Below are 18,860 nucleotides of genomic sequence, written 5' to 3' on the forward strand. Positions count from 1 at the left end.
ATTTTTGCCTAAACAGAACTTTAATGACAACCCTCTTAAACTTGAGGTTAGTTAAGAATAAATTAAAAGGAAAAGAATAGAAATAGGGTGTAAAAATGAGACTTAAAGAACTATTAGATGGAATAGGATTCTATCAAACAACAGATTCCATAGAGGATATTAATGTTGTAAATGTAGAAATGGACTCCAGAAAAGTAAAAGCAGGGAGCTTATTTGTGTGTATTGAAGGTTATACCGTAGACGGTCATGATTTTCTTCAGCAAGCGATAGACAAAGGAGCTGCCGCCGCAGTTGTTTCCAAGGAAGTTAACGTCAAAGGAGATCTTCCGCTTATTCGGGTGAAAGATACAGGGCGTGCCCTGGCGATGCTCTCGGCCGCATATTATGATTATCCAACAACTCAATTTCCGTTAATCGGTGTTACCGGAACAAACGGAAAAACGACAACAACTTATTTATTAGATACCATTTTTGAAAAACAAGGTAAAAAATCTGGTGTCATCGGCAGTATTCAAGTGAAAATTGGGAACGAAACATTTCCAGTAGTTAATACGACACCTGATGCATTAGAGTTAAACCGCATCTTTCATCAAATGCAGGAAAAAGAGGCGGATCAAGTTATTATGGAAGTTTCTTCGCATGCTTTAGACATGGGAAGAGTTTTTGGCTGTGATTATGATATTGGCATTTTTACAAATTTATCGCAAGACCATCTTGACTACCATAAAGATATGGACGACTATTTAAGAGCGAAGAGTATGCTATTTGCTGGTTTGGGAAATGATTATCGTCCAGGTAAGAAAAAATACGCTATTATTAATGAAGATGATGCTTCAAGCGATTTATTAAAACGAAGTACTGCACAACAAGTACTTACCTACAGTTGCAAACAGGAAGCTGACATTATGGCAAAAAATATTATGTTATCTCCAGCGGGTGTAGCATTTAATTTGGTGACTCCGATTGGCACGACCCATATTAAAACGAATTTAATCGGCATGTTTAATGTGTATAATATGCTTGCGGCAAGCAGTGCTGCAATTGCATCTAATGTAGGATTAGATGTGATTAAAGAAGCCCTTGAGAATACGAAAGGAGTAGATGGCCGGTTTGAACCAATTAATGAAGGGCAGGATTACTCCGTGATTGTAGATTTCGCGCATACACCTGATTCTTTAGAAAATGTACTTCAAACGAGCCGTGAATTTGCAAAGCGTAAAGTGTATGTTGTCGTTGGTTGCGGAGGAGATAGAGACCGTACCAAACGTCCATTAATGGCAGATGTTGCTATGAAATATGCTGACCATGCATTATTTACATCTGACAATCCACGTACAGAAGACCCGGTACAAATCTTAGAGGATATGACAGGTCATTTAACCGAAGAGGAAGCAACTTTTGAAGTAATTGCGGACCGGACAGAGGCAATAAAACATGCAGTAAAGCTCGCGCAAACAGATGATATTATTTTAATTGCAGGTAAAGGACATGAAACCTATCAAATTATTGGTCAAACGAAATATGATTTTGATGATCGTCAAATTGCCCGGGAAGCAATTAAAGAGAAAGGGGAGTAAAAGATGTTATTTACTGCGTCGCAATTAATGAACTTATTTCCCCACCATCAAGGGAATGTATCTGCTGATCTGGAAATTCATGAAGTAATCCATGACAGCCGTGTTCATTCTCATTGTGGAATTTATATACCTGTGGCTGGCGAACGGTTTGATGGGCATCAATTTATTGACGGAGCGGTGGAAAATGGAGCAGTGGCGACCTTTTGGCAAAAAGAAAAGCCGCTCCCGCAAAATCTTCTTGATTCCCTTCTCGTTTTATTTGTGGAAGATACCGTAAAGGCTTTACAGGAGCTGGCATCTGCCTATCGGAAAGAAATAAATCCAACTGTTATTGGTATTACTGGATCAAATGGAAAGACTACTACCAAAGACTTAACGAAAGCTGTTTTACAGACAACGTTTAAAACACATGCTACAAAAGGGAATTTTAACAACCATATCGGGCTTCCGTTAACCATTTTATCAATGGACCGCGAAACAGAAGTACTTATTCTCGAAATGGGCATGAATCATTTTGGAGAAATAGAACGATTAAGTAATATTGGTGAACCTGATAAGGCGATTATTACAAATATTGATGGTCAGCATATTGAAAATCTGGGTTCTAAAGAAGGGATTGCCAAGGCAAAATTAGAGATTGTTTCCGGAATAAAGCCGGAGGGGACCTTGATTATTGACGGAGATGAACCTCTGTTAATCAATGCTTCGGTACCAGTTTCTAAAAAACGCGTTGGCTTCGCGGAATACAATGATGTTGTTGTTCAGAATATAGCAGTAAAGGATACCGTAACCACCTTTGAGATAAAGGGAAAAACTTACCAAATTCCACTATTAGGAAAACATCACGCGAAAAACGCTGCTTATGTTATTCAACTGGCGTATGAAATGGGAATTGATCCTGAAACAATCAAAGATGCATTCGGACAATTAGAAATGACCAAGATGCGTTTTGAAAAGCATGTTGGTAAAAATGGTATAACGGTTATTAATGATGCTTATAATGCTTCTCCGGCATCTATGAAAGCATCCATACAAGTAGTTGAAGAAATGAGAGGATACCGGCATAAAATTCTCGTTTTGGGGGATATTCTAGAGCTTGGAGATTTTGCGGAAGAATTTCATCGAAGTATTGTAGAGGTCATTAATTCAGAAATTACAGCTGTGTATACGTATGGTAATCATTCACAGTACATACATGATGAGTTAAAAAGAAAAGTTCCTGGGCTGATTGCTGTACATTTAGAGGATAAGCTTGAACTGATTCATCATGTAGAAAACTATCTACAACCAGAAAATCTTATCCTGTTAAAGGCATCAAGAGGAATGGAGTTTGAAACATTCTTAGAACAATTATGTTAAAGAGGATGTTCAAAAAGAGATCTTATAGGTATGTTTAAATTAGCAAGAGACAGAATCAGTGCGGTATATTGGGATTTAGAGATGATTTGTTAACTCCACAAAACCCATGGAATTGCGCTGATTCTATCGTGCTTTTTAAACCATTCTATAGAAGGTTACAAATGAGGTGGAGAGAAAATGAATATTACAGGTTTATTAATTACAATCGCAGTAGCGTTTCTTATAACAGTTCTTCTATCTCCAATTTTTATCCCTTTTTTAAGACGATTAAAGTTTGGACAAAGTATTAGAGAAGAAGGCCCTGAATCGCATCAAAAGAAAACAGGAACGCCAACGATGGGCGGAATCATGATTGTATTCAGTATTATGATCACATCGCTTATTATGGGAAGCAGAGTTGGCGGTGGAATTAATTATGAGCTATGGTTATTACTTTTTGTATTATTTGGTTATGGTTTATTAGGCTTTTTGGATGACTATATTAAGGTTGCGATGAAACGAAACTTAGGTCTAACATCGATGCAGAAATTAATTGGACAAATTATTATTGCACTTGTATTTTATTTTGTTTTACGCGGACAGGAGGATTTCTCGTCTGCGATTGCCATTCCGGGAACAGCCGCAGAATTTGATATTGGCTGGTTCTATGCGATTCTTATCATTGTCATGCTAGTAGGAGCCTCTAATGCGGTTAACCTGACTGACGGATTAGATGGATTATTAGCTGGTACAGCAGCGATTGCATTCGGCGCTTTTGCAATTATTGCATGGTATGGTGTGCCTAACGATATGGTAACTGTTTTTGCTTTGGCAGTGGTCGGTGCTTTACTCGGATTTTTAGTTTTTAATGCGCATCCTGCTAAAGTATTTATGGGTGATACAGGATCATTGGCATTAGGAGGGGCAATTGCGGCGATAGCGATACTCCTGAAGCTTGAAATTTTATTAGTAATCATCGGCGGTGTATTTGTTATTGAAACATTGTCTGTTATTATCCAGGTTATTTCCTTTAAAACAACAGGAAAACGTATTTTCAAAATGAGTCCTTTGCATCATCACTATGAATTAGTTGGATGGTCAGAATGGAGAGTCGTTACGACATTTTGGTCTGTTGGCCTGCTATTTGCGATTCTTGCTATTTATATTGAGGTGGGTATCTAATGAAGGCTTGGAAACAATTCTCCGAAAAAGTGCTTGTTTTAGGATTGGCTCGAAGTGGTACAGCAGCTGCGAAGGTCCTTTTAGAAAACGGCAAAAATGTAATTGTCAATGATGCAGCGGCAAAATATGATGATGCTGCTGTTTTAGAACTCCAGAAAAAGGGAGCGCATCTCGTACTTGGCTCCCACCCGTTAAGTGTTTTAGAAGGAATAGAGGTAGTTGTTAAAAACCCGGGAATCCGCTACGATCATCCGATTGTTGCTGAAGCATTAACACAAAACATTCCAGTAATCACAGAGGTGGAGCTCGTATCCTACTTAACACAACAGCCAATTATCGGAATTACTGGTTCAAATGGGAAAACAACAACAACAACTTTGGTTACGGAAATGTTAAACCAGAGTGGTTGTAACGTAAAGCTGGCAGGTAATATTGGAATTGCAGCAACAGAAGTAGCGCAGACGATGCAAACAGATGAAAGGATGGTTATCGAGTTATCTTCTTTTCAATTACAAGGAATCGATACATTTCGACCATCTACAGCAGTCCTGTTAAATATCTATGAAGCCCATTTGGATTATCATGGTGATTTAGAGAGCTATGTAAATGCCAAATGTAATATATTTAAAAATCAACATGCAGACGATTATCTTGTATATAATGTGGACGATCCAACACTTCAAGAAAAGGTAATGAATACAAAAGCAAAAAAAATACCCTTTTCAGCAACAAAAAATTTGTATCAAGAAGGTGCTTGGATAGATGATACACATGTATACTTTTTCGATGAAGCAATTGTACGTTTGGAAGATATCGTCTTAGTTGGGAAGCATAATTTAGAGAATATCCTGGCGTCTGTTGCGGCAGCAAAATTAAATGGAGCAACAAACGAAGGGATACAGCATGTATTAAAAACGTTTTCTGGTGTCAAACATCGTTTGGAGTTTGTTGGAATGCTTGAAGGACGTTATGTTTATAATGATTCTAAAGCAACCAATACATTAGCTACGCAAAAAGCATTAGATTCCTTTAAAAAAAACATTGTTCTTCTCGCGGGAGGTTTAGATCGTGGGAATGAATTTGACGAGCTGATTCCACATTTACAAAATGTAAAAGCAATGGTCGTATTTGGAGAAACTGCTCCCAAGTTAGAGCGTACTGGAAAAGAAGCCGGTATTCAGGTGATCGAACATGCCAGTGGTGTGGATGATGCTGCAAAAATTGGTTTTTCATTAACAGATGCTGGTGATATCTTATTGCTTTCTCCAGCATGTGCGAGCTGGGATCAGTATAAAACGTTTGAAGAAAGAGGAGACATATTTGTTCAAGCTGTTCATACAATGAACTAAGGGGCTTGAACAAAAAATAGTAAACAAACTCGGACAAGCCGGGTAATCATATAGCAGATTTCAAATGCCCCTATTTCCAAAGTTTATCTCATGGAAAGAAGGGGTATTTTTGTATAAATTCACTCAAAATAAGAATAAACTTGATAAAGTATTATTTGGAATAATTGTCATCCTTTTATGTATTGGTATGCTGATGGTTTATAGCTCTTCTTACATCTGGTCGGAATATAAGTTCAATGATTCATTTTATTATTTAAAAAGACAACTTTTATTTGCAGGAATTGGCTTTGTTGGAATGATAATTATCTCCTATTTCCCATATTATATATGGAAAAAGTATGCAAAGATTTTATTGTTTTCTTGTTTCATTTTGCTTCTGTTTGTGTTGATACCAGGAATTGGAATGATTCGTGGCGGTGCACAAAGTTGGATTGGTATTGGCGCATTTAGTATTCAACCATCTGAATTTATGAAATTAGGGTTAATTATTTTTCTATCATCTATATTATCTGACCATCAAAAATATATTACTTCGTTTAAAAAAGGATTCTTTCCATGTTTACTTTTGATTTTTACGGCCTTTGGTCTTATTATGCTGCAGCCTGATTTAGGTACGGGGATGGTACTTGTACTAACATGCATGATTCTGCTTTTTGTAGCAGGTGCCAAGCTTTCTCATTTTTTTGGACTGGCTGGTATTGGTATCATCGGTTTTATTGGATTAATTGCTTCAGCTCCTTATCGGATTAACCGAATTTTAGCTTTTCTCAATCCATGGGAAGACCCTTTAGGCCATGGTTTTCAAATTATTCAATCCCTCTACGCTATTGGACCAGGGGGACTCATGGGATTAGGTTTAGGAAATAGTTTACAAAAATATTTTTATCTTCCTGAGCCACAGACGGATTTTATTTTTTCGATAATTGGAGAAGAATTAGGATTAATTGGAGGTTGTACAACTATTCTATTGTTTTTTCTGCTATTATGGAGAGGGATCAAAATTGCTATTGAAGCACCAGATTTATTTAGTAGATTATTAGCAATAGGAATAGCTAGCATGTTAGCATTACAAGCAATGATTAATATTAGTGTAGTTATCGGTTTAATACCAGTAACCGGGATTACATTGCCTTTCCTGAGTTACGGAGGGTCCTCGTTAACTTTAACATTATGTGCAGCAGGAATTTTATTAAGTATTAGCAGACATGCTAAAAGTATGGAAAAAAGTACAAAACCAATTATTTAATGCTCCATATTTTTTCCAAAATATTCTGCCTGTACAACTTGAATTGGCTACTTGTCTAATAAGTTACCATCACGATACTGTAAACATCATAAAATGTGTATAAGAGGATGTTTAACAAGTCCAAACAAAATGATACAAAGCAAACGAGCTTTTACTAATGAATTTTATGTTGTGTGAATAACATAAAATTCATTATAACACGTGAAAGCTCGTTCGTCATAGCAGTTTGATTACGTTTACTCGTTCTGAAGAAAGAAAACAGTTGGAATGCGTGGAAGTCAACACAACGTTCTGCTAATAGAGGACGAGCAAATTAAGTTTTTGACACTGATTATATATATTTAATGTAACTTATTATTGGAATGATCTTTAAAAAATAGAAAAAACTTTAGAAACAATAGAAGTCAATTACGTGTATCACCTTAATTTATGATATACTTTTTGTAAATACAAGGGAATAAACTTATGAAGTTATGTCCCCTTTTAAAATAATGGACAAAGGAAGAAATGGAGATGAGTGATAAAAATATCGTTTCTATTGAGGATCGAATTCCAAAATTGAAGCAAGCTAGAAAGAAAAAAGCGAACAGGCGATTAATATTTTATCTATCTGTATTTTTCTTGCTCATTGCTATTATTGTTTACTTGCAATCTCCATGGAGTGAAATAAGGTCGATTGAGGTAAACGGTAATGTATTCTTAACGGATGAGTACATAATAGATGAGTCAGGCTTAACAGAAGGAAACAACATTTGGTCTATGAATGGATCCTCTGCTGCAACAGAAATTGAAGAAGATCCTGTCATTGAGCAAGCATCTATTAGCCGGAGTTTCCCCAGTACAGTTGTAATTGAAGTAGAAGAGCAACCTATTTTGGGCTATGTTCAAGATGGCAGGGAATTTTACCCGGTTCTTGCAGATGGTCAAGTCATCCAACAAAATGGACAAGGTTCTATCAGTAATGCTCCATTAATAACAGGCTTTAATGAAGATCAATTAACAGAACTGGCAACAGCAATGAATGATGTTCGCCCGAGTATTTTTAATATGATTTCTGAGATTGAACGAAAAGAATCAGAAGAAGATGAGGACAAACTGCTTATTAGATTGTATATGAGTGATGGTTTTCTCGTAGAAGGCAGTGCAGATCAAATGTTAGATAAATTGGATTATTATCCTTCCATTGTAACACAGCTTGAAGAGGGAGATAGTGGTATCATTCATATTGGGGTTGGCGTCTATTTTGAGTCTTTTCAAAAAGATGAAACGGAAGAAGTAGATATTGAAGACGAAATAGAAGAACTCAATGAGGAAATTAATGAAGAAAATGAAGAAACAGGAAATGAATAATTTGTAGAATAAAGTCATATATCATCCTTTTTTTACGAATGGTATATTGTCGATTTTTATAGAAATAGACTATATGAAAAAATAAGCATAAATATGTTTATTTTTTATTCATTTTCTTTTAGAATTAAACACTATACAAAGGATAACGTGGCAGTAAAAATATCAAAAGCATATTTTTACGGGGAGGTGCTCTTTTTTGAACAACAGTGAAATATTAGTTAGTCTTGATATTGGGACAAATACGATAAAAGTGATTATTGGAGAAGTACAACAAGACTCTTTAAATATTATTGGAGTAGGTACTGCAGCGTCAAACGGAATGAAGAAGGGTGCTATCGTTGATATCGATCAAACTGTTCATTCTATTAGGAGTGCAGTTGAACAAGCTGAAAGAATGGTAGGGATGGAAATTCACCGAGTTGTAGTGGGGATAAATGGCTCCCATATCCAACTTCAGCCTTGTCATGGCGTCGTAGCTGTACAAAGTGAGAATCGAGAAATAAATGATGAAGATGTAACAAGAGTAATTGATGGTGCTCAAGTAATTTCTATTCCTCCAGAACGAGAGATTATCGATGTTATTCCAAAACAATTTATTGTGGATGGATTGGATGAAATTACCGATCCCAGAGGAATGATCGGTGTACGTTTGGAGATGGAAGGAACGATTATCACGTGCTCGAAAACGATTCTGCATAATATTTTAAAATGTGTAGAACGTGCTAATTTAGAAGTCTCTGATATTTGTCTTCAGCCGCTAGCTGCGGGAACAGTTGCCTTATCGAAGGATGAGATGAATATGGGATCGGTCCTTATTGATATTGGTGGCGGATGTACAACAGTTTCTATATTTGAAAACGATCATTTAGCTGCAACAAGCGTTATTAATTTAGGTGGAGACAATATAACGAAAGATTTATCAATTGGTCTACGTATTTCTACAGAAGAAGCTGAACAAATTAAATTAAAACATGGATATGCATTTTACAATGATGCTTCCGAGGAAGAAACGTTTGAAGTAACAACAATTGGAAGTAATCAAAAACAAGTATTTAATCAACTTCAATTAGCTGATATGATTGAAGCTAGATTAGAAGAAATATACACTTATATTGATAGAGAAATTCGAAAAATGGGCTATCAGGAACTGCCTGGTGGTTTTGTATTAACAGGAGGCACCATAGCAATGCCTGGGAGTTTAGAATTAGCACAAGATTTATTTTATTCCAATGTGCGAGTTGCTGTCCCGGATTACATTGGTGTTAGAGAAGCTCAATTCACATCAGGGGTTGGTATTTTACAATTTGCCTATCGTAATGCGAAAATACAAGGGAAAGAGTTGTATCCTGCTGTAGCTTTAGAAGGTGAAGATGTGGAACAGCGGCCAGTTAAACAATCCAGACCTGCAATTGAGAAGAAAGAAAAGAAAAAAGGCAAGAAGAAAGAATCAGGATTTGCTAACCTATTCAAATATTTCTTTGATTAATTTCTGCCTGTAGAAGTTTATATGAGGAATTGTTCGTAATTAGTAGACTAGGAGGAAACCATAATATGTTAGAATTTGATACAAACATGGAAGAATTAGCAACAATAAAAGTTATTGGAGTTGGCGGCGGCGGTAACAATGCAGTTAACCGTATGATTGAGCATGGCGTAGAAGGTGTCGAATTTATCGCAGTAAATACAGATTCTCAAGCTTTGAATCTTTCAATGGCTGAATCCAAGATACAAATCGGCGGGAAATTAACCCGCGGTCTTGGAGCTGGCGCTAACCCAGAAGTAGGGAAAAAAGCAGCAGAAGAAAGTAAAGAGCAATTAGAAGAAGTATTAAAAGGTGCTGATATGGTTTTTGTTACTGCTGGAATGGGCGGCGGTACAGGTACTGGTGCAGCTCCAGTTATTGCACAGGTAGCTAAAGATTTAGGCGCATTGACTGTTGGTGTCGTTACCCGTCCATTTTCTTTTGAAGGTAGAAGAAGATCAACACAAGCAATTTCTGGTATTGATACATTAAAAGGAAGCGTGGATACATTAATTGTTATTCCAAATGATCGTCTACTAGAAATTGTTGATAAAAATACACCGATGCTTGAAGCGTTCCGCGAAGCAGATAATGTACTTCGTCAAGGTGTACAAGGCATATCTGATTTAATTGCTAAACCGGGACTTATTAACGTTGACTTTGCTGACGTAAAAACAATTATGTATGATAAGGGCTCTGCTTTAATGGGTATTGGTATCGCTACTGGAGAAACAAGAGCAACAGAAGCTGCCAAAAAAGCGATCTCTTCTCCATTATTAGAGACATCAATTGATGGTGCACATGGTATTTTAATGAATATCACCGGTGGAACAAACCTAAGTCTTTATGAAGTGCAAGAAGCGGCTGACTTAGTTACATCTGCAGCGGATCAGGAAGTAAATGTTATCTTCGGTTCCGTTATTAATGAAAACCTCAATGATGAAATTGTTGTGACAGTGATTGCTACAGGTTTTGATGAGAATGCACAACCAAAGGCAGATACGCGTCAAAAACAACAACGTCCAAATGTAGGGCAGACACAACAGGCAGCTACGAAACAAACAAGTGAATCAACTCCTGTCAGGGAAAGAGAAGCATCAAATCCATCACCTTCAAAACCTCGTCCTGAAGAAGATGAATTAGATATTCCAACTTTCCTAAGAAACCGTAATCGTAATCGATAAAACGAAACTTCCATTAATGGCAGTTTTACAGACGGTTATCTATGATACGTATAAGAAAAAACACTGTGTCAGAAGAGCATATCAAGGCTCTTCTGACACAGTGTTTTTTTTGATAAGAATTCCTCAGTTAACGGAAGCGCGAACAACGGCTTAACATGAAAATTTTTGTTTTATCGCCGAGAATCGCCCGTAAAACTCCCGCCTCAAAAAAAAGAGAATTAATTTTAATTTAATAACTCAACTTTCACACATTAAAACGAAACTTCATTTCCATAAAAACAGGATTTGGTCGTTCCATTAATAACTCCCTTGCCAAAGAATAGAAGGTGAAGTGTAAAGCACCGCTGATATGCTGCGGCGGACCGTTTTGCTTTCCGACGTACAAATGTTTTCGATGGGACTGCGATTACTCGTCCCATCGAAAACATTTGTGCATCGCAGGCGAGCTGAAGATCCACTTGAAAAGCGGTTTTCTTTTCAAGTTAGCTGAAGCCGTCCCCATGGCAGACTAAAACCACAACGTCCTGTTGCAACGTCTGCACTTGTACGTCCTGTACGTCGGAAAGAGGAATGGTTGGCCGGAGCGGAGCTATGCACTATCATTCGTTCAAAAAATGCTGATTTAACTAAAAAGCAAGCACAATAAAGAAGAACTTGATAATCCTGAAACTGCAAGATATATATGCTTATTCTTAGGTGCGATAGCTGATTTAATAACTGCAATTTCATCCATGTTTTTCCCTCCTGTATATCACTCCAAAATGATTAGACATTATTTCTAAGAATAAGTGTTAATTAGCTTAATTTTGCACACAAGAATTGACAGACTTTTCTCTTTCAATTGTCTATACTTTTCATCATATATTACTTCATTTCTATGAAAATCATAGGTAACAAAGCATGCGGAAGGTAATGACACCTTCTGATTAGCAGCAACAATTTAGGGGGTGCAGCACGGATTGTCTATTTACTTAGACGTAATTTGGGCATTAAATTTTTTGGTAGATTTAATGTTGCTGATGCTCGTACAGATACTTGCTCGAAAACCAGTGAAAAGAACTCGCTTGTTCCTTGGAGCATTTGTTGCTTCTTGTATTGTTCCACTGACTATTTTGTATCCAAATTCGTTTTTCAATCATGTTATTGGAAAGCTGGTTTATTCTTTTTTCATTATTTTTAGTACTTTTGGTTTTAAGAGTCTGTATCGCTTTATAAAGTTGTCATTGCTTTTTTATTTTGTATCCTTTGCAATTGGCGGAGGGTTAATGGCAATACACTTTTTCCTGCAGCGTCCGGTGAGCGTCACATTGGATGGGATCATTACTTTTAATCAAGGGTATGGTGACCCGGTCAGCTGGATCTTTGTGATTACTTGCTTCCCAATTATTTGGTATTTTACAAAACGGCGTATGGACGAGCATGTTGGAGAGCAGGTGAAATATGACGAAATGTATAAGGTAGTATTGACAATCCATCGTGAGTCTTTTGAATCCATTGGTTATGTTGACAGTGGAAACCAGCTTGTCGATCCGATGACCAAACAACCTGTTGTAATTTGTGATCAACCGTTTTTACAGCAGTGGTTTGATGATGAAGAATGGAAAGAATTACAAAGAGTGAAGGAGCATTTAGATTTCAGTCAGCTGCCGAAGAAGTGGGAGGATAAACTACATTTGATTCCGTATCAAGGGGTTGATGGAGCGCATTCTTTTATGCTGGCAATCCGGGCTGAGGAATTGACTATTTTTTATAATAATGAGGTTCTACAAACAGCGAATGTATTAATTGGTATTCAATTTGGAGAACTGGAAAGGGACGGGCAATATCATTGCTTGCTGCATCCCCTTATTATTAAGCAATCGATCATACAATCTGCATAAAGGAGAGTGCTCAAGTGGCTATTTGGAAATTTAAATTTAAATTACGTTGGTATCAATTTCTCAGAAAGATTGGAATTAAGCCAAAAGAAATCTATTATATTGGTGGAAGTGAGGCATTGCCACCTCCTTTAACAAAGCAGGAAGAACAAGAATTGCTAAAAAAACTGCCTAAAGGAGATAAGGCTGCGAGGTCAATGTTAATTGAAAGAAATCTGAGATTAGTTGTTTATATTGCCAGAAAATTTGAAAACACAGGAATTAATATTGAAGACTTGATTAGTATTGGTACAATAGGATTGATCAAAGCTGTAAATACGTTTAATCCAGAAAAAAAGATTAAACTGGCGACCTATGCATCCCGTTGTATTGAAAATGAAATTTTAATGTATCTGCGCAGGACGAATAAATTAAAGACAGAGGTTTCCTTTGATGAACCATTGAATATTGATTGGGATGGGAATGAGCTTTTACTATCTGATGTGTTGGGAACAGAAGAAGATATTATTACAAAAAATATTGAATCAAATGTGGATAAATCATTGTTAAAATCAGCGTTAGGAAAATTAAATGCACGCGAAAAACAAATTATGGAGCTACGTTTTGGTTTAGTAGGTGATGATGAAAAAACACAGAAAGATGTAGCAGATATGCTTGGAATTTCCCAGTCTTATATTTCCCGATTAGAGAAGAAAATTATACGTCGATTAAAAAAAGAATTTAATAAAATGGTTTAACTTGCTATATCAATCATTCTCCGCATATGACTTCTTATTTTACAGGATTTTCCTGCATAAAAACTTTTCCCGGGGAGATACTGTCCTTGAACAGCATCTAAGATTGGGGAGGTTTTCGGGAATGGCAAGACATAAAGTTGAAATATGCGGGGTTGATACATCAAAACTTCCAGTACTTAAAAACGATGAAATGAAAAAATTATTTATCCGGGTGCAACAAGAAAACGATATGATTGCCCGGGAAGAATTAGTAAACGGCAATTTACGCCTTGTTCTTAGTGTTATTCAGCGTTTTAATAACCGGGGTGAATATGTCGATGATTTATTTCAAGTCGGTTGTATTGGTTTAATGAAATCAATCGATAATTTTGATTTATCTCATAATGTGCGTTTTTCCACCTATGCTGTTCCAATGATCATTGGTGAGATTAGAAGGTACTTACGGGATAATAATCCAATCCGCGTATCCAGGTCTTTACGTGATATTGCTTATCGAGCCCTGCAGGTCAGAGAACAATTAATCAGTAAAACATCTAAAGATCCATCTCCAGCAGAAATCGCAAAGGAGATGGGAGTAGAGCAAGCTGATATTGTTTTTGCACTGGATGCCATTCAAGATCCAGTTTCTCTTTTTGAGCCAATTTACAATGATGGCGGTGATCCGATTTTTGTGATGGATCAGCTAAGTGATGATAAAGATAAAGATTCATCTTGGGTAGATAAGCTATCGCTAAAAGAAGGAATGCACAGATTAAATTCAAGAGAAAAGATGATATTAAATAAACGCTTTTTTCAAGGGAAAACACAGATGGAAGTGGCTGATGAGATCGGCATATCTCAAGCTCAAGTGTCCAGACTGGAAAAAGGTGCTATCCATCAAATGAATAAGCAAATGTTTGAATAAGTAAAAAAACGCTGTATCTTCATTGCCTAAGATCGGTCAGTCGTGTGACTAATTCATGTACGAGGACAATGTATCCGTCGAACGTAATTCCCTGAATTCTTTAAACATGATTACAGTGGAATAAAAAGCCCTGCCTCTATTGGCAGGGCTTTTTGTATGAATTAACACACCTTTTCTTTTTTATTTTCCATGAAAAAAAGCATGTACCAATGCATAGGATAAGAAGAGGAGGGAGTTGGCATGGTGAAGCTATCTGAATTACAAATAAAAGAACTCATTGTGATGGACGATGGAACTAGACTGGGACATATCATTGATTTAGAGATTGACGGGAGAACAGGAAGAATCATAGCTATCATTGCTGAAGCAAAAGGTAAAAAATCGGGCATGTTTGCTAAAGCGGGAGAGCTTTTTATCGCTTGGGAGAAAATTGTACGGATCGGGGAAGACGTTATTTTAGTGGAAAAAGTAAAAGGACCCGATCTCTATACAGAAGATTAAGGAGAAATTATCGATATTATGTGTTAAAATAAGACACAAAATGATATGTAAAAGCAAATGTTTGATGAATTTTAAAATTATTAGAAAACGAAAAGAGGGAAAAGACATGGAGCCATTTCAGCTTAAAAGTGAGACAAGACTCCACTTAACTTCATTAGAAGAGGCAATTCCAGGTCTGATTGCAGGCTTTACAACAAAAAATGGAGGTGTAAGTGAAGGAGCTTATGAAACATTAAATATGGGGCTCCATGTAGCAGATGATGAGAAAAAGGTGTTAGAAAATCGACGTATTTTAAGTGATGAATTGAATATACCGTTGCATCGTTGGATTTGTGGTGAACAAGTACATGGAACAAAAGTGCATCCTGCAGGTACAGAAGATGCTGGAAAAGGTAGTATTTCCTATGATTCCAGCATTTCCAACGTTGATGGATTGATTGTTAATGAGGTCGATTCTATCCTTGCTACGGCTTTTTTCGCAGATTGTGTTCCCTTATTTTTTGCCGATCCAACTACAAGAATAGCAGGTATTGCCCACGCAGGCTGGAAAGGAACAGTTGGACAGATTGCCTGGGAAATGGTACAAGAATTAAAAAAAGCCGGTGCATCTTTAGAAGATCTGAAAGTTGTGATAGGTCCGTGTATTTCCAAAGAGAATTATGTTGTTGACGATGTCGTCATATCACATCTGACTGCTAAACAAAAACTCAAATTTACGGAAGAAATATCGCCCAATCAATATCTTATTGATTTAAAAGAACTTAATGTCGATATCCTTGTACAATCTGGAGTCTTTCGTCATAATATAGAGATAACAAAATATTGTACATTACAAGATGAAAAGCTATTTTTTTCTCATCGGCGCGATAATGGAAAAACAGGAAGAATGTTAGGATTTATAGGATTTGAGAAACAGAAGAAGTAATGGAGGATATAAATGGTTGCAGTAAGAGAAAATCTAATTGAAATTCAAGCTGATATAGCACAAGCTGCAGAAAAAGCTGGAAGAAATAAAGAAGATATTAATATTATCGCTGTGACGAAGTATGTTACAATAGAACGAGCAAAAGAAACAATTTCTGCAGGGATAGTTAACCTGGGAGAAAATAGAAATGAAGGTTTTTTAGCGAAATTTGAAGAGATTCAGGATAGTGCTACCTGGCATTTTATTGGATCCCTACAATCTAGAAAAGTAAAAGATATCATTCATCATGTTGATTATATTCATTCACTAGATAGAAAATCTTTGGCGAAAGAAATTAATAAACGAAGTCAAAAAACAGTTCCTTGTTTTGTTCAAGTTAATGTAAGTGGTGAGGAATCGAAGCATGGATTAGCGGAAGAAGATGTGGAATCTTTTATAAAAGAATTGGCAGTATTTGAGAATATACGTGTGGTTGGTTTAATGACAATGGCCCCACATGTTGATAATCCGGAAGAAACCCGACCACTATTTAAAAAATTACGTTTGCTAAGGGATTATATTCAGAAGTTAGATTTAGATTATGCCCCGTGTGAATACCTATCTATGGGGATGAGTAACGATTATAAAGTTGCTATAGAAGAAGGCGCTACACATATTCGGATAGGTACTAAACTGGTCGGCAAAGAAATATAAAGTGAGGTGCAGAGATGAGCTTTAAAAAGAAGCTTAAGAACTATTTCACGATGGATGATGAATATGAGTATGAATATGCCGAAGAAGAACCAACAGAAGAAATACCCCAGACTCAAGATAAAACAGCATCGGGTAAAAATGTTGTGAACCTTTCCAGTATACAAAATGCGAATTCAAAGGTTGTTTTAGCAGAGCCTAGAAATTATAATGAAGCTCAGGACATTGCAGATAATATTGTTAACAGGCGTGCTGTTATCATTAATCTGCAGCGTGTTGATCATCAGCAGGCAAAGCGGATCGTTGATTTCCTGAGCGGGACGGTTTATGCCGTGAAGGGGGATATTCAAAAATTAGGGTCAGAAACATTTCTGTGTACGCCAGATAATGTGGAAGTATCCGGAAGTATTTCTGAAATGTTATATGAGCAGGAAGATTATGATAAAGGATGGTAGCAGCAGATGTTAGCACAACTCGTTTCACTAATAAGTTTTGGTTTAACTATTTATAGCTTTGCACTAATTGTGTATATTTTTATGTCTTGGTTCCCTGGAGCAAGAGAGTCTCAATTTGGAGAAATGCTCGGGAAAATTTGTGAGCCCTATTTAGAGATTTTTCGTAAGTTTATTCCGCCGCTTGGCATGATTGATTTTTCTCCAATTGTTGCGATCATTTTATTGCATTTTGCAAGACAGGGTTTTGTACAAATTGCCATGATGGTTTAAGGCTCAAGGAAAGGAATGACCATGGAAGTTTATCAGCATTTTCGAAAAGAAGAACAGCCTTTTATTGATCAAGTTCTTTCTTGGAAAGACCAGGTAGAGCGATCTTATATCCCGAAACTGACTGATTTTTTAGACCCGCGGGAGCAAGAAATTGTGCAGATACTTTTAGGCACGAGCCAAGATGAGCTGCAGGTGGAAGCTTTTGGAGGGTCCAAGTATAGTGAGCGGAAAAGAATGATGATTGCGCCTATTTATGAAACTCTTACAGAAGATATGTTTCAGGTAGAACTATTAGAGGCATCTTATCCAGAAAAATTTGTAAGCCTGGAACATCGGGATGTCATGGGGGCTTTTTTGTCTCAGGGTGTGAAGCGTAAAAAACTTGGAGATATTATGATATCAGAGGGAAAAGTTCATTTGTTGGCAGCCAGAGAGGTTGTCCCTTTTATCAAGTTAAATTTAACATCCATTAAAAAATCTCGTATCTCTTTTAAGGAACAGTCACTTACGTCTCTCATTGTAAAAAAAGAAGCATGGAAGGAATATGATAAGACTATTTCTTCTTTGCGATTAGATACAGTGGTTAAAGAAATATATGGCATCTCTCGGAAAGACGCAGCTACATTTATTCAAAAACTACATGTAAAAGTAAATTATCGTGTAGTAGATGATGTGAAATTTCAATTACAAGCGGGAGATATGCTCTCTGTACGTGGAAAAGGCAGAAGTAAAGTAGTAGAGATACGTGGAAGGTCGAAGAAAGATAAAATAAAAATGACTGCTGCAATTTTGCAATAAATACTGGAAATTTAGCTGGAATTATTGAATAATAAAGAGAGAAATCGGAAGCTCAAGCAAGCACCGATAAGGGAGGTGGAGATGGTGGCACTATCACCATTAGATATTCATAATAAAGAGTTTGCAAGAGGATGGAAAGGCTATGACGTGGATGAAGTAAATAAATTTCTTGATCAAGTGATGAAGGATTATGAAATCGTCATACGTGAAAGAGATGAGCTGGACCAGAAGGCGAAAGAGCTCCAAGAGCGATTAGGGCACTTTACAAATATTGAAGAAACGTTAAATAAATCTATTCTGGTTGCCCAGGAAACGGCAGAAGATATAAAAGGCAGTGCGCAAAAAGAAGCGAAATTAATTATTAAAGAGGCAGAGAAAAATGCGGATCGTATTGTTAATGAAGCTTTAAGCAAAGCACGAAAAATTTCACTTGATGTAGAAGAATTAAAAAAACAAGCAAAAGTCTTCCGTTCAAGAATGCGTATGCTCGTTCAAGCACAATTAGAAATGCTCGGAACGGATGATTGGGAAGAGCTGTTTGATACAGAAGTGGATGAAGATTTAGAGCTAATGGAGCATGAATCTTAAAGGCTTGACTTAGGCTTGTATATTACATATAATTCATACAAGTATAGAGTTTTTTGACATTCATTTTACAAAAAAAGATTTTATAGTAATACGAAGAAAGAGAAAGTATAAAAGAATATTCTGCTTAAGCGAGTTAGGGATGGTGGAAGCCTGATACAGAAGACTTTTAGAAAATCACTCTGGAGTAGCTGTTATGAATATTAGTAATAATAGCCGGCTGTCCACGTTACGGATTTCGAGTGAATTTAATGCTTATCATTAAATTTATAAGGGTGGTACCGCGAGTCTTCTCGTCCCTTTAGGGATTAGAGGACTCTTTTTGTATTTGATAAACTATTTAAATGTGGGATGAACATTACAGGAGGGA

Annotated in this window: 18 protein-coding genes and 1 other annotated feature; all 18 genes read left to right on the plus strand. The window is 36.7% G+C overall.

Annotated elements, in window-relative coordinates:
* Window positions 1–95 precede the first annotated feature (95 nt).
* The 18 genes from BN986_RS11150 to BN986_RS11235 all read left to right on the plus strand — a co-directional run bounded on the left by BN986_RS11150 (window position 96) and on the right by BN986_RS11235 (window position 18,493).
* Window positions 96–1,577, plus strand: a complete 1,482-nt coding sequence (locus BN986_RS11150; protein ID WP_040979940.1) for a UDP-N-acetylmuramoyl-L-alanyl-D-glutamate--2,6-diaminopimelate ligase — start codon at window positions 96–98, stop codon at window positions 1,575–1,577.
* 3 nt (window positions 1,578–1,580) lie between these two features.
* Window positions 1,581–2,936: a UDP-N-acetylmuramoyl-tripeptide--D-alanyl-D-alanine ligase gene (locus tag BN986_RS11155; protein ID WP_040979942.1), complete on the plus strand. Its 1,356-nt coding sequence runs from the start codon at window positions 1,581–1,583 to the stop codon at window positions 2,934–2,936.
* Between the two features lie 177 nt (window positions 2,937–3,113).
* Window positions 3,114–4,097 carry a phospho-N-acetylmuramoyl-pentapeptide-transferase gene (gene mraY / locus BN986_RS11160; RefSeq protein ID WP_040979944.1) on the plus strand — a complete coding sequence of 328 codons (984 nt, stop codon included), beginning with the start codon at window positions 3,114–3,116 and terminating at the stop codon, window positions 4,095–4,097.
* Window positions 4,097–5,446 carry a UDP-N-acetylmuramoyl-L-alanine--D-glutamate ligase gene (murD, locus tag BN986_RS11165; protein WP_040979947.1) on the plus strand — a complete coding sequence of 450 codons (1,350 nt, stop codon included), beginning with the start codon at window positions 4,097–4,099 and terminating at the stop codon, window positions 5,444–5,446. The genes mraY and murD overlap by 1 nt, the downstream gene beginning before the upstream one ends.
* Before the next feature lie 109 nt (window positions 5,447–5,555).
* Entirely contained in the window at window positions 5,556–6,692 is a 1,137-nt protein-coding gene (gene spoVE / locus BN986_RS11170) for a stage V sporulation protein E (RefSeq protein ID WP_040979949.1), read from the plus strand.
* A gap of 513 nt (window positions 6,693–7,205) precedes the next feature.
* Window positions 7,206–8,042 carry a cell division protein FtsQ/DivIB gene (locus tag BN986_RS11175; protein WP_040979952.1) on the plus strand — a complete coding sequence of 279 codons (837 nt, stop codon included), beginning with the start codon at window positions 7,206–7,208 and terminating at the stop codon, window positions 8,040–8,042.
* A gap of 196 nt (window positions 8,043–8,238) precedes the next feature.
* Window positions 8,239–9,528: a cell division protein FtsA gene (ftsA, locus tag BN986_RS11180; protein WP_040979954.1), complete on the plus strand. Its 1,290-nt coding sequence runs from the start codon at window positions 8,239–8,241 to the stop codon at window positions 9,526–9,528.
* Between the two features lie 65 nt (window positions 9,529–9,593).
* A complete protein-coding gene (gene ftsZ / locus BN986_RS11185) occupies window positions 9,594–10,748 on the plus strand; it encodes a cell division protein FtsZ (RefSeq protein ID WP_040979957.1) in 1,155 nt (384 codons plus the stop codon).
* Window positions 10,749–11,707: 959 nt separating this feature from the next.
* Window positions 11,708–12,628, plus strand: coding sequence for a sigma-E processing peptidase SpoIIGA (gene spoIIGA / locus BN986_RS11190; RefSeq protein ID WP_040979959.1), 921 nt, complete (start codon window positions 11,708–11,710; stop codon window positions 12,626–12,628).
* A 14-nt stretch (window positions 12,629–12,642) separates the two neighbouring features.
* Window positions 12,643–13,362, plus strand: coding sequence for an RNA polymerase sporulation sigma factor SigE (gene sigE, locus BN986_RS11195; RefSeq protein ID WP_148417110.1), 720 nt, complete (start codon window positions 12,643–12,645; stop codon window positions 13,360–13,362).
* Window positions 13,363–13,483: 121 nt separating this feature from the next.
* Window positions 13,484–14,266, plus strand: a complete 783-nt coding sequence (gene sigG / locus BN986_RS11200) for an RNA polymerase sporulation sigma factor SigG (protein ID WP_040979960.1) — start codon at window positions 13,484–13,486, stop codon at window positions 14,264–14,266.
* Window positions 14,267–14,506: 240 nt separating this feature from the next.
* Entirely contained in the window at window positions 14,507–14,767 is a 261-nt protein-coding gene (locus BN986_RS11205; RefSeq protein ID WP_040979961.1) for a YlmC/YmxH family sporulation protein, read from the plus strand.
* A gap of 106 nt (window positions 14,768–14,873) precedes the next feature.
* Window positions 14,874–15,692, plus strand: a complete 819-nt coding sequence (pgeF, locus tag BN986_RS11210) for a peptidoglycan editing factor PgeF (protein WP_040979962.1) — start codon at window positions 14,874–14,876, stop codon at window positions 15,690–15,692.
* Between the two features lie 12 nt (window positions 15,693–15,704).
* Entirely contained in the window at window positions 15,705–16,385 is a 681-nt protein-coding gene (locus tag BN986_RS11215; protein WP_040979963.1) for a YggS family pyridoxal phosphate-dependent enzyme, read from the plus strand.
* A 14-nt stretch (window positions 16,386–16,399) separates the two neighbouring features.
* Entirely contained in the window at window positions 16,400–16,837 is a 438-nt protein-coding gene (locus tag BN986_RS11220) for a cell division protein SepF (protein WP_040979964.1), read from the plus strand.
* 6 nt (window positions 16,838–16,843) lie between these two features.
* Window positions 16,844–17,107 carry a YggT family protein gene (locus BN986_RS11225; protein WP_040979965.1) on the plus strand — a complete coding sequence of 88 codons (264 nt, stop codon included), beginning with the start codon at window positions 16,844–16,846 and terminating at the stop codon, window positions 17,105–17,107.
* A 21-nt stretch (window positions 17,108–17,128) separates the two neighbouring features.
* Entirely contained in the window at window positions 17,129–17,905 is a 777-nt protein-coding gene (locus BN986_RS11230; protein ID WP_040979967.1) for a YlmH family RNA-binding protein, read from the plus strand.
* A gap of 84 nt (window positions 17,906–17,989) precedes the next feature.
* Window positions 17,990–18,493, plus strand: coding sequence for a DivIVA domain-containing protein (locus BN986_RS11235; RefSeq protein WP_040979969.1), 504 nt, complete (start codon window positions 17,990–17,992; stop codon window positions 18,491–18,493).
* Window positions 18,494–18,577: 84 nt separating this feature from the next.
* Window positions 18,578–18,794, plus strand: a binding site (T-box leader).
* Window positions 18,795–18,860: the final 66 nt, after the last annotated feature.

The organism is Oceanobacillus jeddahensis (genome assembly GCF_000750635.1).
GTDB lineage: Bacteria > Bacillota > Bacilli > Bacillales > Amphibacillaceae > Oceanobacillus > Oceanobacillus jeddahense.

Coding starts and splice junctions, on each gene's coding strand:
- BN986_RS11155 (WP_040979942.1), top strand. CDS start 1,581: ATGTTATTTACTGCGTCGCAATTAATGAACTTATTTCCCCACCATCAA.
- pgeF (WP_040979962.1), top strand. CDS start 14,874: ATGGAGCCATTTCAGCTTAAAAGTGAGACAAGACTCCACTTAACTTCA.
- ftsZ (WP_040979957.1), top strand. CDS start 9,594: ATGTTAGAATTTGATACAAACATGGAAGAATTAGCAACAATAAAAGTT.
- BN986_RS11220 (WP_040979964.1), top strand. CDS start 16,400: ATGAGCTTTAAAAAGAAGCTTAAGAACTATTTCACGATGGATGATGAA.
- BN986_RS11215 (WP_040979963.1), top strand. CDS start 15,705: ATGGTTGCAGTAAGAGAAAATCTAATTGAAATTCAAGCTGATATAGCA.
- BN986_RS11225 (WP_040979965.1), top strand. CDS start 16,844: ATGTTAGCACAACTCGTTTCACTAATAAGTTTTGGTTTAACTATTTAT.
- BN986_RS11175 (WP_040979952.1), top strand. CDS start 7,206: ATGAGTGATAAAAATATCGTTTCTATTGAGGATCGAATTCCAAAATTG.
- mraY (WP_040979944.1), top strand. CDS start 3,114: ATGAATATTACAGGTTTATTAATTACAATCGCAGTAGCGTTTCTTATA.
- BN986_RS11230 (WP_040979967.1), top strand. CDS start 17,129: ATGGAAGTTTATCAGCATTTTCGAAAAGAAGAACAGCCTTTTATTGAT.
- BN986_RS11150 (WP_040979940.1), top strand. CDS start 96: ATGAGACTTAAAGAACTATTAGATGGAATAGGATTCTATCAAACAACA.
- murD (WP_040979947.1), top strand. CDS start 4,097: ATGAAGGCTTGGAAACAATTCTCCGAAAAAGTGCTTGTTTTAGGATTG.
- sigG (WP_040979960.1), top strand. CDS start 13,484: ATGGCAAGACATAAAGTTGAAATATGCGGGGTTGATACATCAAAACTT.
- BN986_RS11205 (WP_040979961.1), top strand. CDS start 14,507: ATGGTGAAGCTATCTGAATTACAAATAAAAGAACTCATTGTGATGGAC.